The sequence below is a fragment of the Acinetobacter sp. ATCC 27244 genome (assembly GCF_000156555.1).
GTDB classification, from domain to species: domain Bacteria; phylum Pseudomonadota; class Gammaproteobacteria; order Pseudomonadales; family Moraxellaceae; genus Acinetobacter; species Acinetobacter haemolyticus.
In genome coordinates this window covers 121,101-138,431 of the sequence record NZ_GG665962.1, presented here as the reverse complement: position 1 = coordinate 138,431, position 17,331 = coordinate 121,101, and the positions used below count along the sequence as shown (strand labels likewise).

Genomic DNA, 17,331 nt, shown 5'->3' with positions numbered 1-17,331 from the left:
TCCTAGTTAAACCATGATTCACGTGCTTTCATAATCAATTGACCCGCTTTGTCATGCCCTAAACCTTCGATATCAGAAATATCGTCAGTTGCTTGGTCAGCCAAGTCATCAACTGTAATCACACCACGTGCCGCCAATGCATATGCAATCTCAGTGGTCATACCATCCATACCGAGAAGTTCTGCGCTTGGCTCTTGAATATTTTCTTGCTGTTTCAACGCATCCGTTAAAGCAGCTTCTTTCGCACGACTCTGCAACAATTCAACCAAATCGGCATCAAGCTCAATCTCATCAAATGTTTCTGCTGGTACATAAGCGATCTCTTCTAATGAAGTGAAGCCCATTTCAACCAACGCCATTGCCAAGTCTTCTTCAATATCTAAACGTGATACAAACATATCGAGATATTCTTGTGCTTCATTTTGCTGACGAGCACGATACTCTTCTTCTAACATCATGTCGAGTTTATAACCCGTTAACTCAGATGCTAAACGAACATTTTGTCCTTGCGAACCAATCGCACGCGCTAACTGATCATTGGTCGCGAAAATGATATCTGCACTGCGTGCATCTTCATCAAGCACAATACCTGATACATCTGCCGGCTCTAAAGCACTTGCAATATACTGCGCTGGATCGTCAGACCACACCACCACGTCAATACGTTCGCCATTGAGTTCTTGCTGTACCGCTTGGATACGTGTGCCACGCATACCAATACATGCACCCACTGGATCAATACGGTGATCATTGGTTTTGACAGCAATTTTAGCACGTACACCTGGTTGACGTGCAGCCGCTTTGATTTCAATGATCTCTTCAGAAATTTCAGGAATTTCTTTTTTCATCAACGCGATCAACATTTCAGGACGAGCACGCGACAATAACAACTGTGCACCACGACCTTCACGATTTACATTATATAAGATCGCATTGATACGTTGCTTAGGACGCAAGATTTCTTTGTGAATGGTTTCTTCACGTGCCAAATACGCTTCAGCGTTGTCACCTAGATCAATGATAAAGCCATCTTTAGTTTGCTTTTTCACTTCACCATAAATCAATTCGCCAACTTTTGACTCATACGCATCCGCAACCAACGCACGTTCAGCTTCACGAATTTTTTGTACAATCACTTGTTTTGCAATTTGTGCAGCAATACGACCGAATTCAATCGATTCGACTTCAAGCTCACGCACATCACCAATCGACCACTGTGCAGGGTCTACATCAGAAATCGCATCTTGGCATGCAGGCATTTCATGATCTTCATCCGCAACGACAGTCCATTGACGGAATGTACGGTAATCACCTGTTTTACGGTCAATCTCAACACGGAGTTGAGCTTCTTCTGCATGTGTATTTTCGTAAAACTTTTTCTTCGTCGCTGCAACTAGGGCTTGCTCTAATGCTTGGAAGATCGCCTCACGACTAACACCTTTTTCATTACTAACCGTCTCTGCAACGGTAAGAATTTCACGGCCCATAAGTCACCTACCGATTTCTTATAAAATTAAGTTAATATTAGTCTTGATAGATTAAATTTGCTTTATCAATATTATGACTATCAATTTCAAGCACTTGACCACCCTCTACTTCCACCTGAATCATTTCATTTTCCAGATCAACAGAAAGTAACTTCGCTTGGAATTTACGACGGTTTTCGACAGCAGCAATTAATCGTAAAGCAACTTGTTGTCCAATATACCCAGACATTTGTGACAACTGAAAGAATGGACGATCCCAACCTGGTGAAGAGACTTCCAAAGCATATTCACCTGAAATCGGATCATGAACATCCAGCATAGCACCCACTTGTTGTGTCACAAGTACACAATCCTGAACACCAATACCTCGCCCTTCTTCAACTTCGCCATCTTCATTCAGAACTGGTTCTGCATTTTCATCGATCGCTTTATCGATATAAATGCGTAGTAATGAGCGTTTACCTTGTGGTAGAAATTCAATTCCCCACAAATCTACATCACAGGCAGCAACCGCTGGTGCGATTAGATCAAATAGTGCTTGAGATTTATTTGATAGTTTCATTTACTCTCGTTGCTCTCATGCGAGCCAATCAATAACCGTATAGTGAACACGATAATTTGATCTTGCGCCGTATCCGGCTCATATCGACACTACACGATAGCTAAACAACCAATAAAAAAGGGCGTAACCGCCCCTATGTTACACAGAAAACTGAAGTCCACTGTGCAAAAAGGCCCACCTTATTGTGAGCCTCTTTTTAGAAACTTGGTAGCGGGAGCTGGATTTGAACCAACGACCTTCGGGTTATGAGCCCGACGAGCTACCAGACTGCTCCATCCCGCATCAACGTGCAAAATTATATACAATTATGAAAAAAAGTCAATTTGAGTTTTCTTCACCATTGCTTGATTAAGTTGCACCTTAATCAAATGGTAGCGGGAGCTGGATTTGAACCAACGACCTTCGGGTTATGAGCCCGACGAGCTACCAGACTGCTCCATCCCGCATCAACAAATCACTGCATACACCAAACTTACTGGTTATTAAGCTTGGTGCGGAAGGGGGGACTTGAACCCCCACGCCCGAAAGCACTACCACCTCAAGGTAGCGTGTCTACCAATTCCACCACCACCGCAGCTTTCTTTGTGGGACGCATTCTATTCCTTTAATTCAAAAAAGGAAAGTGCTAATTCGACTTATTCTGTCGTTTTCGGTGCATTTGATGAAGTTTCAGTCGATGCGGCTGGAACTGAGCTAGAACTTTGAACAGTTTTTAAGCTATAGGCATCCGTCGTACTTTTTTTCGCCATGACAGCCAATGAAAGACTGGTCACAAAGAATATAGCCGTAAAAATTGCAGTCAAACGTGTCAAGAAGTTTCCAGCGCCAGAAGCGCCAAATACAGTCGCCGCACCGCCACCACCAAATGATGCTCCTGCTTCAGCACCTTTACCTTGTTGTACTAAGACCAAAGCAATAATCAGAATTGCTAAAATAATGTGTACAACGAGTATAAAACTATACATCTCTATTCCTCGTTATTTGCTTTGTGCAAATGCTTTTGCGATTTGGTAAAAAGACTGTGCATTTAAAGATGCACCACCCACCAAAGCACCGTCAATATCTGGGCAAGCCGCAAGCTCAACCGCATTTTCTGCTTTTACACTACCACCATATAGGATTGCAATATTTGCACCCGACGATGTGATTTGCTTCAAACCTTCACGAATTTTAGCATGCATGGCCTGCGCATCTGCTGGTGAAGCAGTTTTACCCGTACCAATCGCCCAAATCGGCTCATACGCAATCACAACATTTTTCCACTGTTCTGCTTGCACAACAGGCGCGATATCACAGATTTGTTGCAATACCACTTGCTCAGCAAGTCCTTGCTCACGTTGCTCTAAACTTTCACCCACACAATAAATCACGGTTAAACCCGCATTCAAAGCGTTTTGTAACTTTGCTTTTAAAATTGCAACATCATCACCAAATAATTCACGACGTTCAGAATGCCCAACCAACACAAATTCAATTGCGCTATCTTTTAAAAGCTCGGCACTGACTTCACCCGTATAAGCACCTGTTCCAGCAACACGAGAAACATCTTGTGCTACCGTATAAATCGGTCGAGCAGCATCTTTTAACTGAGTTTGAATTTGAGTTAATGCGATTGAAATCGGTGCAACGCCGATATGACATTTTGTAGGATCAATGGCTTGCTGTTGTAATAACTGCTTAAATTCTTGTACTAATTGGACAGCATTCGCATGCATTGGATTCATTTTCCAATTACCGACAACCCATGGGGTAATAGTCGAATTCGACATACTTCGCCTACCTTAATGTTAATTTCTCAAAAATGCTGCATATTTTACACGGATTTTTATAAAATTCAGTTTTTTTCTATTGTTTAAATTTAAATCAGAGCAAAACCTCCTCTTGATCCACTAAAAGGAGACAACACATTTTGAGTATTTCTAATGGCGAATCTCTGAAATAAAACACAAATTTTAGGTTTGGCTTTTTTATCTTGTTGTGAATATCGAATACAACAAACAAAATTAATTGACAAAAAACTCGATTAGTTCAAAGTTTTAGCAATGAATCAAGTCAAAAACGACACTTTCTCTAGTAGTATTTTTGCATAACAAAAGTATAATTTTTAGGATACATATTATAAACATTTTGATATAAGGCGGACAGATGTCAGGATTACATACGTCTCCAAAATTTTCGGGGTTTATTCGACGGTTGGTCGAAGATGGTCATATGTCTGCATCGACAATGCAAACTGCAATCGATACAGCAAAAAAAACACAACAAGATATTGTTGGATATTTAATTGAACATCATCGTATCTCTCAACTGACCATTGCAGAGTCAATCTCGGCAGAGTTTGGCGAACCTATTTTTGATTTAGCTGTTTTTGATACTGCTTTATTACCTCGTGAGCTTGCTGACAGCAAATTAATTCAAAAGCATCGGGTTGCCCCTCTCATTCAACGCGGGCAAATTCTTTATGTCGCGACAAGCAATCCAACCAATATCGACGCGCTTGATGCGATGCGATTTAACACCAAACTCAATATTGAACCGATTATCGTCGAACATAGTAAACTTGAAAAACTGATTGAACAGCAGTTTGGTGACTCTGGAAGTTTTGATTTTGGTGACAGTGAAGACTTTGACTTAGATATTGATGTCAACCAAGATTCGCAAAAAGATGAAAGTGATGAAACGCCTCAAGGGGATGAATCACCAATTGTAAAGTACATCAACAAGTTACTGATTGATGCCATTCGCATGGGTGCGTCTGATCTACATTTTGAACCCTATGAAAAAACCTATCGTGTTCGTTATCGCGTAGATGGTGTCTTAAGACAAATTGCGACGCCACCGTTGCAAATGGCAAATCGCTTAGCTTCCCGTTTAAAAGTCATGTCTCAAATGGACATTTCTGAAAAACGAATGCCGCAAGATGGTCGTATTAAGCTCAAACTTTCGAAAACCAAAGCGATTGACTTTCGTGTCAACTCACTGCCTACCCTATTTGGTGAAAAGCTAGTACTCCGTATTCTGGATCCTTCCAGCGCCATGCTCGGAATTGAAGCCTTAGGCTATGAAGATGAACAAAAGTCGCTATTCCTAGAAGCATTGGATAAACCTCAAGGCATGCTGTTAATTACTGGCCCAACAGGTTCAGGTAAAACTGTGTCGTTATATACAGGTCTCAACATTCTAAATACTGAAGACACCAATATTTCTACTGCTGAAGACCCAGTGGAGATTAACTTAGAAGGAATCAATCAGGTTAACGTCAATACTAAGACAGGCCTTACCTTCTCTGCTGCGCTGAAAGCATTCTTACGTCAAGATCCAGACATTATCATGGTCGGTGAGATTCGTGACCTAGAAACAGCAGAAATTGCAATCAAGGCTGCTCAAACGGGTCATATGGTGATGTCCACGCTACATACCAATAGTGCACCTGAAACACTGACACGTTTACGCAATATGGGCGTTCCCTCTTTCAATATCGCAACTTCGGTCAATCTTGTGATTGCACAACGCTTAGCCCGTCGTTTATGCTCACACTGTAAAGCACCCATAGAAATCCCCAAACAAAGCTTATTAGAACTCGGCTTTACTGAACAGGATTTAGCTGACCCTGAATTGCAAATCTTTCAACCAGTCGGCTGCTCAGAATGTCGTGAAGGCTATAAAGGCCGTGTCGGTATCTATGAGGTCATGAAGGTGACGCCTGAGATCTCTAAAATTATTATGGAGGATGGCAATGCTTTACAAATCGCAGCGGCATCAGAAAAAGCAGGATTTAATAATTTAAGACGCTCAGGTTTAAAGAAGGTCATGCAAGGCATTACCTCATTGCAAGAAATTAACCGCGTCACAAGTGAATAAAATTAATAAAAAGGATTATCAGTCATGGCAGCTAAAAAAGCGCAAATGATGCCTACTTTTGCTTACGAAGGGGTAGATCGCAAAGGGGCAAAAATTAAAGGGGAATTACCAGCACGTAATATGGCTTTAGCCAAAGTCACATTACGCAAACAAGGGGTAACGATTAAGAACATTCGAGAAAAACGCAAAAACATTCTTGAAGGTTTGATGAAGAAGAAAGTCACCACCCTTGATATCACGGTATTTACACGCCAACTGGCAACCATGATGAAAGCTGGTGTCCCACTGGTGCAAGGCTTTGAAATCGTGGCTGAAGGTTTAGAGAATCCATCGATGCGGGAAGTGGTACTTGGACTCAAAGGCGAAGTTGAAGGCGGTAATACCTTTGCGGGCGCATTAAGAAAATACCCACAATACTTTGACAACCTCTTTTGCTCTTTAGTTGAATCTGGTGAACAATCTGGTGCACTAGAAACCATGCTAGATCGCGTCGCGATTTATAAAGAGAAAAGTGAGTTACTCAAACAAAAAATCAAAAAAGCCATGAAATATCCTGCGACAGTTATCGTGGTTGCAGTGATTGTCACCATTATTTTGATGGTCAAGGTAGTCCCTGTTTTCCAAGATCTATTTAGCTCATTTGGTGCAGATTTACCTGCTTTTACCAAAATGGTCGTGAATATGTCCGTTTGGATGCAAGAATACTGGTTTATTTTAATTATCGTTGTCGGTGTGATTATTGCCTGTTTTCTTGAAGCAAAAAAACGTAGTAAAAAATTCCGCGACACTCTTGATAAACTTGCATTACGCTTACCGATTTTTGGTGATTTGGTTTATAAAGCAATTATTGCGCGTTATAGTCGTACACTTGCAACAACATTTGCAGCAGGGGTTCCATTGATTGATGCACTCGAATCAACGGCTGGTGCAACCAATAACGTTGTTTATGAAGAAGCCGTGATGAAAATTCGTGAAGATGTTGCTACAGGACAACAGTTACAATTTGCCATGCGTGTTTCTAATCGCTTTCCATCAATGGCGATTCAAATGGTCGCAATTGGTGAAGAATCAGGTGCTTTAGATAGTATGCTTGATAAAGTTGCCACTCACTTCGAAAATGAAGTCGACAATGCGGTCGATGGCTTAACCGCAATGATGGAGCCATTAATTATGGCAATTCTAGGAGTACTTGTGGGTGGTCTTGTTATCGCGATGTACCTTCCAATTTTCCAAATGGGTTCTGTGGTCTAATGCAGCAATTCTTAAATTATTTTATCGAAAACCCAACTGCACTTTATCTTGCAGTTGGGCTTTTTAGTTTATGTATTGGTAGCTTTCTGAATGTTGTTATTTTCCGAACGCCAAAAATGATGGAGCAGGAATGGCAACAAGAATGCCAAATGCTACTCCATCCAGAACAACCTATCATTGAAGAAAAGCTGACTTTAAGTCAACCCGCATCAACTTGCCCTAAGTGCCACACCCCTATCCGCTGGTATCAAAATATCCCAGTGATCAGCTGGTTAGTACTCCGTGGTAAATGCGGTGCCTGTCAAAATCCGATTAGCATTCGTTACCCATTGATCGAGTTATTGACCATGGGGTGTTCTCTAGTGGTCGTTGCTGTTTTTGGTCCTACCCTCCAAATGCTATTCGGTTTAGTTCTGACTTGGGTGTTAATTACCCTTACTTTTATTGATTTTGATACACAATTGCTTCCAGACCGCTTTACACTCCCATTGGCAGCACTCGGTTTAGCCATTAATAGTTTTGCGATCTACACCACAGCAAACTCAGCAATTTGGGGTTATGTGATTGGCTTCCTTTGCCTTTGGATTGTTTATTATCTTTTTAAAATATTTACTGGCAAAGAGGGTATGGGCTATGGCGATTTTAAATTACTGGCTGCATTAGGGGCTTGGATGGGCCCAATGCTGTTGCCTTTAATTGTGTTACTTTCTTCTGTTGTCGGTGCAATTATTGGTATCATCTTATTGAAAATGCGCGGTGAAAATCAGCCCTTTGCTTTTGGCCCCTATATTGCAATTGCAGGCTGGATCGCATTTTTATGGGGTGATCAAATTATGAAAGTTTATTTAGGTGGCTAATATGCAATTTATCTTGGGGATTACAGGTGGTATTGGCAGCGGTAAATCAGCTGCGACTCAATGGTTTGAGTCCCAAGGTATTACAGTCGTTGATGCAGATGTTGTGGCGAGAGAGGTCGTCGAACCAGGTCAAAAGGCGCTGCAAGATATCCATCAAGCTTTCGGTGACTGGGTCTTACTTGAAGACGGTCATCTGAATCGACGTGCGCTTAGAGAGCATATTTTCAAATCTCCTGAAGCCCGTCAAACCTTAGAACAGATTACCCATACAGCGATTCGTCAGTCTATTATCCAACAACTACAGCATGCTGAAAGCCCTTATGTCATTTTGGTTTCACCACTCTTATTTGAAACAAATCAACATGAATTGGTCCATCATACGCTACTGGTTGATGCAGATGAGCAAACGCAATTGCAACGCGCTAGCCAACGAGATGGACAAAACCAAGAACAAATTAGAAAAATTATCGCAGCGCAAATGCCAAGAAATCAAAAACAGCAACTGGCCAATGATATTGTGTTGAATGATGGTTTATTAGAACATTTACATGAACAACTGAGACCCTTGCATCTTACTTATTTGCAACGTGCTGAAAAACACAGCTAATTTTTATTTTGCTGGGAAAGTTGCTGACTTAAACTGTCTTGTCTCCGCCATCTCCAAGGCTGTAATGCACCAATTGCCATCCCGACTAGACCACACGCAACAGCAAGACTTAAAGGCTCATTTAACAACGGCACTGCAATCACGGCGGCAATAAAGGGTGCCAAAGTGACAATACTTCCTGTTTTAAATGCGCCTAAACGCTCAATTGCAGCAACATAGGTCAAGGTTGCAATAATGACGACTAATACGCCATGGAACAGTCCTTGTATAACTAAATGTAAAGGTTCTGCCTCATGGAAATGCTTTGGAATAAATAAAAAATAAATTGGTAGATAAATCAATGCTGACCAAATCACTACACTCGCCGTAGAATGCCACGCCGACATTTTCCATTGTTTAAGAAGTACGGTAAAAATACCCCACCAGACTGCACTCATGAACAAAAGTACATCCCCCACCCCAAATACAGTGGTTTGTTCATGCAACATCAAATAACTCATCAGCGCTAATGCACTCAACATGATGACTAAACTCATCCAAGTATGTTTATCAAAAGGTTGCTTAAAGATCAGATAGGCCGCCACGGCGGTACAAAGAGGAATACAACCATTAAGGAAAATGGCAGCATGTGCTGCTGGTGCATGTAAAAAAGCAATATAGACCGTAAAACAATACGCCAGCCCACCAATTAATGCCAAAATCACGGCACGAGGTTGCCATAAAAAAGCCAAATCTTTTTTATAAATTAAGATTGGCATTAAGATCATCGATGCAATCGCAAAACGCATGGCCACTAAATCCCAGGCGTTAATATGCCAATGGGCATTGAGACGAGAAAAAATAGTAAATCCGCCCCAAATGCACATCGTGATCAAGATAAATATGTAGCCTTGAGTTCGCGAGGTCATGTTCAATCAATTAATCGATGGCTGAGTAATGCATCAAGCTTACAGGTTGCGCTGACGACAAGCCTCATAGAGCGCCATGCCAGTCGCGACACTCACATTTAAACTCTGTAAATCACCTGACATTGGAATATAAACCGTTTGATCACATTGCGACTGCGTAATTGGTCTTAAACCTGTGTCTTCAGCCCCCATAACAATCACAACAGGTCCACTAAAGTCACATTGTTGAATCGGCAAAGCCTTTTCATCTAACATGGTACCAATCACACGAGTATGCGTGGTGTCTTTCAAATGTGCCAAAGTACGCGCTAAATTGGTCACTTGGATAAATTTAACTTTTTCAGCACCACCTGCGGCAACTTTTCGGGCGGTCGGTGTCAAACTAGCGGCACGATCTCGCGGCACGATTACAGCCTGTACACCCATTGCCGCCGCTGTACGAATACAAGCACCTAAATTATGTGGATCTGTCACTTGATCTAGAGCTAACAATAAAGCATTTGGTGATTGTTGCATCAGTTGATCAAGATCTTTTTCGTTCAAGGTCGGGTGTGGACGCACAGCTGCAACAACGCCCTGATGGAAGGGCTGACCTGCCAATTTTTCTAGACTGTCGCGACTCGCCTTTTGTACACTGATACCAAAAGGTTCTGCTAACTGCAAAATCTTTTGTAAACGCTGATCATCACGCCCTTTTAAGGTAAATAAGGTCAAAACACGTTCAGGCTCTAACTCTAACAACGTCTCAACAGAGTGAACGCCATAATAATATTCAGGTTTTGCCATGAACAACCTCTTTAACTTAAGGGGGAAATTTAAAAAAATAAAAAATCCTGTAAATGGCTTTACAGGATTCTCTTTAGATATAGTGTACTCGATTTAGGTCCAAATAGGTTAGCCTTCTAAATGGCAAACATAATCAAGGACTTCATCTGCTTCGATATGAAACATACTATTACCTGGTACATAAAAAGACTGTCCCGCACGGAACAATTCACTTTCAGCACTATCGGCAATTTTCACACGACACTCCCCTGAAATAATTTCCATACGTTCAGGTACATGGGTTTCGAAAGTTAGAGGTTGTTCAGTGGGTAAAATCACACCTAACGTCTTTTTCGTTCCATCTTCAAACTGTACGGTATGACTGATACATGCCCCGCCAAAATACACATTTGATTTTTTAATGACCGTAACATGATCAAACTGCACTGAACTCATGCCTACTCTCCAAATAATGCAGCATTTATATTAGGTTATGATGGAGCTAGTTTAATTGTGCCAGCGCCACGAATCAATCCATTTTTATCATGCTTTCTCCGCAATTTTCTCAGCGCTGAGATAAAATAAACTAACCCCGCAACCTCTTTAATCAACGAATATAACAAGGGGCGCGCTTTAAAATGATCAAGTCATTTATTTACAACAATATTCCACTAATCCTGAATTCAAATAAATTCAGCGTTCTTTTGTTTCGATCAAACAAGATACTCTTGTCGCCTCGGTAAAATTTCTCTATCTTTAAGCAAAAGATTTCATGCATTGGATGCATTCATGCTGACCCATTTAACTTTAATTAATTTTGCACTGGCTGACCATTTAGCTTTAGACATTGAACAAGGCTTCAATGTCTTAACAGGTGAGACAGGTGCCGGCAAGTCATTATTGTTAGATGCTTTGTCTGCCTGTTTAGGTGAACGCACCGATACCAACTATGTTCGCTATGGCGCTGACAAGGCAGATGTCACCGCTGTGTTCAGTTATCAACCAGACAGTGCTGAAGCCCATTGGTTGACTGAGCATGAACTTGAAGATGACACGGGGGAAATTCATTTAAGACGTGTTGTTTTTGCTACTGGACGCAGTAAAGCGTGGATCAATGGTCGACCGAGCAGTTTAGCTGAACTTAAAGAAATCGGACGTTTACTGGTTCAGCTTTATAGTCAGCACAGCCAGCAACAATTACTCGAACCACCCTATCCTAAACATTGGTTAGATCGCTACAATAACTTTGCAGAACCTGCTCAAGCAGTGCGTGATGCCTATGCAACATGGCAAAATAATATTCGCCAACATCAAGCAGCTTTAGATGCTCAAGCCACGCGCATCCAAAAAATTCAAAGTTTGGAGTTACAAATTGAAGAACTCGAAGAAGTCATTCAGACGGATTATCGAGAAACAGAACAAGAGTTTGATCGCCTAAGCCATCACGAACATATCATGCAAGACTGTGGCTATAGCTTAAATGTCTTAGATGAAGCCGAGCAAAATATTACCCAAGAAATTGCATCGATTATCCGCCGTTTAGAATCTCATGCTGGACGTAGTGAGCATCTTTCTAATATTTATAATTCATTATTAAATGCTCAAAGTGAAATTGACGATGCGACTGCAAGTCTACGTCAGTTTATTGACCGCCAAAGTTTTGATCCTGAACGTATGGAACAACTAAATACCACTTTAGAAGTCTTTCATCGTTTAGCACGAAAATACCGCACCCAACCTGAATTATTAAAACAAGAATATGAAACGTGGCAACAAGAACTAGAACAACTACATCAACTTGAAGATCCTGAAACTTTGGCAGAACAGGTTGAATTATCTCATCAAGCATTTATACAAAAAGCCGAACATCTAGATCAAATTCGTCGTGAAGCTGCCATTCCTTTAGCTAAACAACTGACTGAACAAGTGAAACCTCTTGCGCTACCAGAAGCACATTTTGAGTTCAAATTTGAGCCGATGGAACAAGCCAATGCCGAGGGACTGAGCACAATTCAACTGCTCTTTACTGCGAATAAAGGGATTCCACCACAACCACTGGCACGCGTTGCATCGGGCGGAGAATTATCCCGTATCGCCTTAGTCATGCAAGTGATGAATGCAGAGAAAACCGAAGCCGAGGTGTTGGTTTTTGATGAAATCGATGTGGGGATTAGCGGTGGAACAGCTGAAGTTGTTGGCCGGTTACTGGCTGATTTGGCTCAACACGTCCAGTTACTTTGTATTACGCATCAAGCCCAAGTGGCAGCACAATCTGATCAGCATTTATTGGTGAAAAAACAACAAACAGATCCTGCGAGTAGCACCATCATTGAGTTGGATGAAGAGCATCGTATTTTAGAGCTCGCGCGTATGTCTGGTGGGGTAGAAATTAGCGAAACAACCCTGCAACACGCCAAGCAATTACGCCAACTTAAATTCCAATCAACCTGAACTTTGCAACAAATTATCAGAAAATGATTGGCGAAATCCGATTAACTCTTGTATGTTGATAAAAAGAACCTATATACATAGATTAACTCAATCTTTTGATGGAGAACCGCCTAGGTGACGAAACAATATTTAACACATCGTTGTCTCATTGCTCCACCAGACATGGCTGATGAATTCTTTGCAAATACGGTCATCTATGTTGCACGCCATGATGAAGACGGTGCACAAGGCATCATTATCAATCGCCCATCTGAATTACAGATCAAAGAGCTACTGAATGATTTAGAAATTGATGCGGATAATGTACAACCCCATGCAGTTTTGCAGGGTGGGCCATTGCGTCCAGAAGCTGGCTTTGTATTACATACTGGACAACCGACTTGGCATTCATCGATAGCCGTTGGTGAAAATGTATGTATTACCACCAGCAAAGATATTTTAGATGCGATTGCACACAATGAAGGTGTTGGCCGTTATCAGATCGCGCTAGGTTATGCGAGTTGGGCAAAAAATCAACTTGAAGAAGAAATGGCACGTGGCGACTGGTTGATTTGTGATTCTGATATGGATTTGATTTTCAATCTACCCTATGGCGATCGTTGGGATGCGGCATACAAAAAAATCGGCGTAGATCGTACTTGGCTTGCCTCAGAGATTGGTCATGCCTGAGTTAAATCCCCCTCAATCTATTATGGCTTTTGATTTTGGAACACAAAAAATGGGAATGGCAATTGGCCAATCAAGTATTGAAAGTGCCAATCCACTCCCACTGTTCAGCATGAAAGATGGTATTCCCGACTGGAACCAACTGTTAAAAATCGTCAAAGAATGGCAGCCCAATCTATTTATTGTTGGCTTACCCCTAAATATGGATGACAGTGAGTCTGAACTGTCAGCCCGAGCTCGAAAGTTTGCAAGACGCCTACGCCATCAAACCAATATTACCACTTGGATGGTAGATGAACGCCTAACTACACGAGAAGCACGGGAAGAACTCGAATTTTATCAAAGCAAAGGACAAGCAAAGCGTTTATCAGCAGACAGCTTTGCCGCTGCACTGCTTATTCAAAGTTGGTATCGCAATCCTGTTGGAATTACACCTTAGCTTATTTCTCAATAATTCTGACCGTCGCAGTACGTCCTGAGACAAAAGCCAATGGATTATGCGGTTGCTCATCCAAAACAATTTTCACAGGCACACGTTGCGCTAAACGCACCCAACTAAAAGTTGGATTTACGTTTGCTAATAAATTAGAGCTTCCTGAACGTTCGCGATCTTCAATCCCTGTAGCGATCCCCTGTACATGCCCTTGGATCTTCTGTTTATCCCCCATTAACTGTACAGTCGCTTGGTCTCCAACATGAATCCGATTAAGTTTGGTTTCTTCAAAATATCCGACCACGTACAGTTGATGACGGTCTAACAGTGCCGCCACAGGCTGCCCAACCTTCACGTAATTACCAACTCTCAAGTCAAAGTTAGACAAAGTCCCATCCGCAGGTGCGACCACTTCTGAGCGCTGCAAATTCAATTGTGCTAAATGTAAATTACTCTGAGCAACTTCGATCAACGCATGTTGTTGTTGAATCGCAGCATTCGCCTGCTCGATCGTTGCCGTCAATTGCTCACGTTCTGCAAGTGCCTGATCACGCGCGGCAAAAACTTGATCTTGCTCTTGCTTTGAGATCGCACCATCCATCAAACTCGCATAACGTGCTGCATTCTTTTCAGCCAATTTCATATTGGCCTCAGTCTTAACCAAGCTTGCCTTTGCACCAGCTAGATTCGCTTGCGCTTGTGCCAATCCTGCATTGGCTTTGGCCAAATCAGATTTTGCTTGCTCAACATCCAAAGCTTGGCGTGCCACATCGATGGTGAAAAGCACCTGCCCCTTCTTCACCGTTTGGTTATCTTGAACCAAAACCTCAGTAACCAAACCATTCACATCCGAGGCGACCTGAATCACATCACCGCGGACACGTCCATCACGTGTCCATGGCGATGCATTGTAATAATTCCATAAATGCACAACTGTATAGACAGCGATCAAAATCGCGAGAAGCAAAACCACAGGACGTATAACTTTTCGCACATCAAATGCATTCATGTTCATCACCTTTCGTACGTATTCTTAACCGATTCAATTTTCAAAAATGAGCGCTTATGGAAACCACTAAACCCACAACCAAACAAACAATCCATGTACGAATAACAATAGTCCCAAGTAAAAACACAGATTGAAAATACTAGGTAAGGCAATCCAACCTTTTGCAATTAAACGATCTGTGAACGGACTAGAGAACTTAAATAACACATAGGCAATAATGGCTTGTACCAACAAAATCGGAATATAAATTCCATATAAATTTATTTCACCCATGAGATACACCTACAGCATTTATTGTTGAGAACATCTCTTCAGCAGGCATATGTCCAATGCTGACACGAATATTGTTCAATGAAATCTGCATACGTTGACGTAATTGCTCGTCCTCAATTTCGGAGGAAATGAATTGCAATTGCTCTATTTGCTGAACAATTTCTGTTGGAAAGTGATTCACTGACAACCGTTTTTCTTGGGTTTTGAAATAATCAGTCAATTGTTGCTGTAATCTCTTCACTTGGTTCTGCAAAGTTTCAAACTGAGGGAGTTTCTGACTAATTTCTTGTAAACGAACCAAATCAACAATTGAACTACTCTCAACCAAAGCATGTTGAATCGAAGTTTTTATCTCTAGATCTTGCACCATCTTGGTATTCAATACGCCCACTCGATCTAGCATACTGCGCAGGTGGATCTTGAAGTCACTTCCGTAAGCCATATGAATTGCTTGACGCATGGCTTGATAATGTAAAGCCAAAATACGTGTTGCACTGGTATCTGGAGAAACGGCTCTCACCAGATCGATGACGATCAATGAAACCAAAACACCCAATACCATCGCAAAGGAGCTGTCTAAATAAGACACAGCATCCATGGTGTATTGATTATGTAGATTCAAACCCATCATTGTGTTGATCCCTAATACCATCCCGACAGGCATCAACATTTGATTTGCCATCATACTCACAGCAACCAAAAACACAGGAAATAAAACCAAAGCCAATTGCCAAAAATGTATCACATGCGGAAAAATCCCAAATGCATACAAAAAGACCAAGACTGCTGAAAACAAACTGCCCCAAATAAAAATTCGCAACACAGGCACTGGATTATCCAAAGCAGTCAGAATACATGCCGTTACTGCCCCCATCTGCGCCATCATAAACCCAGCTTTCCAACCTGAAATAATCCACGCACCAGTGACGATAAAAGTAATTAATACAGCACTGATCCCACCACGAACCGCGATCCCATGGTCACGATGTAAACTCGGATAGGTGGTACTAATAGCGGTAATTTCCGCTGGAATATCTTTTTTCCCTTGCTGAATGTGTTGCCAAATGAGTTTCACAGCCAAAATATTGGCAATAAAATGGCGGGTATCCATTTTTAGAGCACCCAAAACAACTTGCTGCTCGGATGTTGCCATTGCAATTAATTCGGAAAAATCTTGTTCAAACCCTGTCGGCAACGTTTGTAAATCCGATAGGAGCAATGCTTTTTCTTGCTTTAAAAATAATAAAGTACGCTGTCTAATTCGATCTAGATGTGGTGCAAGCTCAGCCATTTGCATCTGTTTAAGCTGTTTAACACGTTGAGAAAGCGCGACTAGATTGGCCACCACGAGGGAAACCTGATGCAACATTTCCTGCAACGGTTTCGTCATCCCTTTAAGCTCACCTTTTTCATAATTTAAATGCACAGCAAGCGCATGAATATCTGAGGCATCTCGGGTAATCACTGATAAAATCTGAGTATAATCTTGAGGCGTCTCCTGAACGGTCACCAAATTCTCAAACGTGCTTTCTAGATCATGCAATGCCTTGTTTACTCTTTGTTTAATCATCGCCCCAACATGTACTGGAAAGAACGTTGCAGAGACAACAGCAGTTGCAATGACACCGATCGAAATCTCTAATACTCGCGCTAAAGCAATATCAAAAATATTGTAGCTATCAATATAAGTAATGGCATTATATACAATCATCGCAGTTGAATATCCTGCCAACATAAAGACATAGCTACGAGGTGTACGATCCAATAAAGAAACGTACAAAGCAAAGCCAACCCAAAGTGACAGAATAATCGTGAATAACCACGGTGTATTAATAAAATGAGGGGTTAAGATCAAAGCAATAATTGCTCCGACAACAGTACCCACCAGTCGATAAACACATTTTGATGACACCATTCCTGAGTATGGATTAGCAATAATCAAAACGGTTCCAATCGACCACATCGGATTAATCAAATCCAGTTCAAATGAAACAAACAGTGCCAACATACCTGCCACAAAGGTTTTGCAGGCAAAAATGATGTCTAGTCGGCTAGGTCTAAAAGCCAACAACTGTTTAAGTAACATGTATATATCTCAATGCTAGGTCAGTTTTTGCTCATCAGATTGCGGTCTATATAAATCAAGAGACAACACATCCAGCCTATTTTAGGATTAACCCAAAACAGCCGATGAACACTAA

At 41.5% G+C, this 17,331-nt stretch carries 17 protein-coding genes and 3 tRNA genes; 7 read left to right on the top strand and 13 right to left on the bottom strand.

The features are described from left to right. Positions 1-2 precede the first annotated feature (2 nt). The 7 genes from nusA to tpiA all read right to left on the bottom strand — a co-directional run bounded on the left by nusA (position 3) and on the right by tpiA (position 3,818). Positions 3-1,487 carry a transcription termination factor NusA gene (gene nusA, locus HMPREF0023_RS12685; RefSeq protein WP_005088007.1) on the bottom strand — a complete coding sequence of 495 codons (1,485 nt, stop codon included), beginning with the start codon at positions 1,485-1,487 and terminating at the stop codon, positions 3-5. Positions 1,488-1,524: 37 nt separating this feature from the next. After that, positions 1,525-2,049: a ribosome maturation factor RimP gene (gene rimP, locus HMPREF0023_RS12680; RefSeq protein WP_005083847.1), complete on the bottom strand. Its 525-nt coding sequence runs from the start codon at positions 2,047-2,049 to the stop codon at positions 1,525-1,527. 205 nt (positions 2,050-2,254) lie between these two features. Further along, positions 2,255-2,331: transfer RNA gene (locus HMPREF0023_RS12675), tRNA-Met, on the bottom strand. Between the two features lie 87 nt (positions 2,332-2,418). Then, positions 2,419-2,495: transfer RNA gene (locus HMPREF0023_RS12670), tRNA-Met, on the bottom strand. 43 nt (positions 2,496-2,538) lie between these two features. Continuing rightward, positions 2,539-2,623: transfer RNA gene (locus HMPREF0023_RS12665), tRNA-Leu, on the bottom strand. Between the two features lie 61 nt (positions 2,624-2,684). Beyond that, on the bottom strand, positions 2,685-3,014 hold the full coding sequence (gene secG / locus HMPREF0023_RS12660) for a preprotein translocase subunit SecG (RefSeq protein ID WP_004637686.1): 330 nt from the start codon (positions 3,012-3,014) through the stop codon (positions 2,685-2,687). Between the two features lie 12 nt (positions 3,015-3,026). Further along, positions 3,027-3,818: a triose-phosphate isomerase gene (gene tpiA, locus HMPREF0023_RS12655; protein ID WP_005088004.1), complete on the bottom strand. Its 792-nt coding sequence runs from the start codon at positions 3,816-3,818 to the stop codon at positions 3,027-3,029. A 376-nt stretch (positions 3,819-4,194) separates the two neighbouring features. Here tpiA and pilB point away from each other — a divergent pair, with 376 nt between their 5' ends. From pilB to coaE, 4 genes are read left to right on the top strand one after another with little or no spacing between them, the layout of a single operon-like run. Continuing rightward, positions 4,195-5,910, top strand: a complete 1,716-nt coding sequence (gene pilB, locus HMPREF0023_RS12650; RefSeq protein WP_008942284.1) for a type IV-A pilus assembly ATPase PilB — start codon at positions 4,195-4,197, stop codon at positions 5,908-5,910. A 24-nt stretch (positions 5,911-5,934) separates the two neighbouring features. Beyond that, entirely contained in the window at positions 5,935-7,161 is a 1,227-nt protein-coding gene (locus tag HMPREF0023_RS12645; protein WP_008942283.1) for a type II secretion system F family protein, read from the top strand. Beyond that, complete coding sequence (locus tag HMPREF0023_RS17030) at positions 7,161-8,018, top strand: prepilin peptidase (RefSeq protein ID WP_008942282.1); 858 nt, start codon at positions 7,161-7,163, stop codon at positions 8,016-8,018. Before HMPREF0023_RS12645 ends, HMPREF0023_RS17030 begins: the two co-directional genes overlap by 1 nt. 1 nt (position 8,019) lies before the next feature. Then, positions 8,020-8,625 carry a dephospho-CoA kinase gene (gene coaE, locus HMPREF0023_RS12635; RefSeq protein WP_017395818.1) on the top strand — a complete coding sequence of 202 codons (606 nt, stop codon included), beginning with the start codon at positions 8,020-8,022 and terminating at the stop codon, positions 8,623-8,625. Here coaE and HMPREF0023_RS12630 read toward each other — a convergent pair. The 3 genes from HMPREF0023_RS12630 to HMPREF0023_RS12620 all read right to left on the bottom strand — a co-directional run bounded on the left by HMPREF0023_RS12630 (position 8,622) and on the right by HMPREF0023_RS12620 (position 10,754). Further along, positions 8,622-9,533, bottom strand: coding sequence for a DMT family transporter (locus HMPREF0023_RS12630; protein WP_017394516.1), 912 nt, complete (start codon positions 9,531-9,533; stop codon positions 8,622-8,624). The genes coaE and HMPREF0023_RS12630 overlap by 4 nt on opposite strands. Before the next feature lie 39 nt (positions 9,534-9,572). Further along, a complete protein-coding gene (gene rlmB, locus HMPREF0023_RS12625; RefSeq protein ID WP_004637678.1) occupies positions 9,573-10,319 on the bottom strand; it encodes a 23S rRNA (guanosine(2251)-2'-O)-methyltransferase RlmB in 747 nt (248 codons plus the stop codon). Positions 10,320-10,427: 108 nt separating this feature from the next. Further along, on the bottom strand, positions 10,428-10,754 hold the full coding sequence (locus HMPREF0023_RS12620; RefSeq protein WP_004637677.1) for a pyrimidine/purine nucleoside phosphorylase: 327 nt from the start codon (positions 10,752-10,754) through the stop codon (positions 10,428-10,430). A 333-nt stretch (positions 10,755-11,087) separates the two neighbouring features. On the opposite strand from HMPREF0023_RS12620, the gene recN reads away from it, so the two are divergent. From recN to ruvX, 3 genes are all read left to right on the top strand, one after another. Then, positions 11,088-12,749: a DNA repair protein RecN gene (gene recN / locus HMPREF0023_RS12615; protein ID WP_008942279.1), complete on the top strand. Its 1,662-nt coding sequence runs from the start codon at positions 11,088-11,090 to the stop codon at positions 12,747-12,749. Positions 12,750-12,863: 114 nt separating this feature from the next. Continuing rightward, positions 12,864-13,418: a YqgE/AlgH family protein gene (locus HMPREF0023_RS12610; protein ID WP_004637675.1), complete on the top strand. Its 555-nt coding sequence runs from the start codon at positions 12,864-12,866 to the stop codon at positions 13,416-13,418. Then, positions 13,411-13,854 (top strand): Holliday junction resolvase RuvX, encoded by a 444-nt coding sequence (ruvX, locus tag HMPREF0023_RS12605; protein ID WP_005083865.1) that lies wholly within the window; start codon positions 13,411-13,413, stop codon positions 13,852-13,854. The genes HMPREF0023_RS12610 and ruvX overlap by 8 nt, the downstream gene beginning before the upstream one ends. A 1-nt stretch (position 13,855) precedes the next feature. Here ruvX and HMPREF0023_RS12600 read toward each other — a convergent pair whose 3' ends face one another. The 3 genes from HMPREF0023_RS12600 to HMPREF0023_RS12590 all read right to left on the bottom strand — a co-directional run bounded on the left by HMPREF0023_RS12600 (position 13,856) and on the right by HMPREF0023_RS12590 (position 17,216). Continuing rightward, a complete protein-coding gene (locus tag HMPREF0023_RS12600) occupies positions 13,856-14,857 on the bottom strand; it encodes an HlyD family secretion protein (RefSeq protein WP_004637673.1) in 1,002 nt (333 codons plus the stop codon). A gap of 66 nt (positions 14,858-14,923) precedes the next feature. Further along, entirely contained in the window at positions 14,924-15,130 is a 207-nt protein-coding gene (locus HMPREF0023_RS12595) for a DUF1656 domain-containing protein (protein ID WP_008942278.1), read from the bottom strand. Then, positions 15,123-17,216 carry an FUSC family protein gene (locus tag HMPREF0023_RS12590; RefSeq protein WP_008942277.1) on the bottom strand — a complete coding sequence of 698 codons (2,094 nt, stop codon included), beginning with the start codon at positions 17,214-17,216 and terminating at the stop codon, positions 15,123-15,125. The genes HMPREF0023_RS12595 and HMPREF0023_RS12590 overlap by 8 nt, the downstream gene beginning before the upstream one ends. Positions 17,217-17,331: the final 115 nt, after the last annotated feature.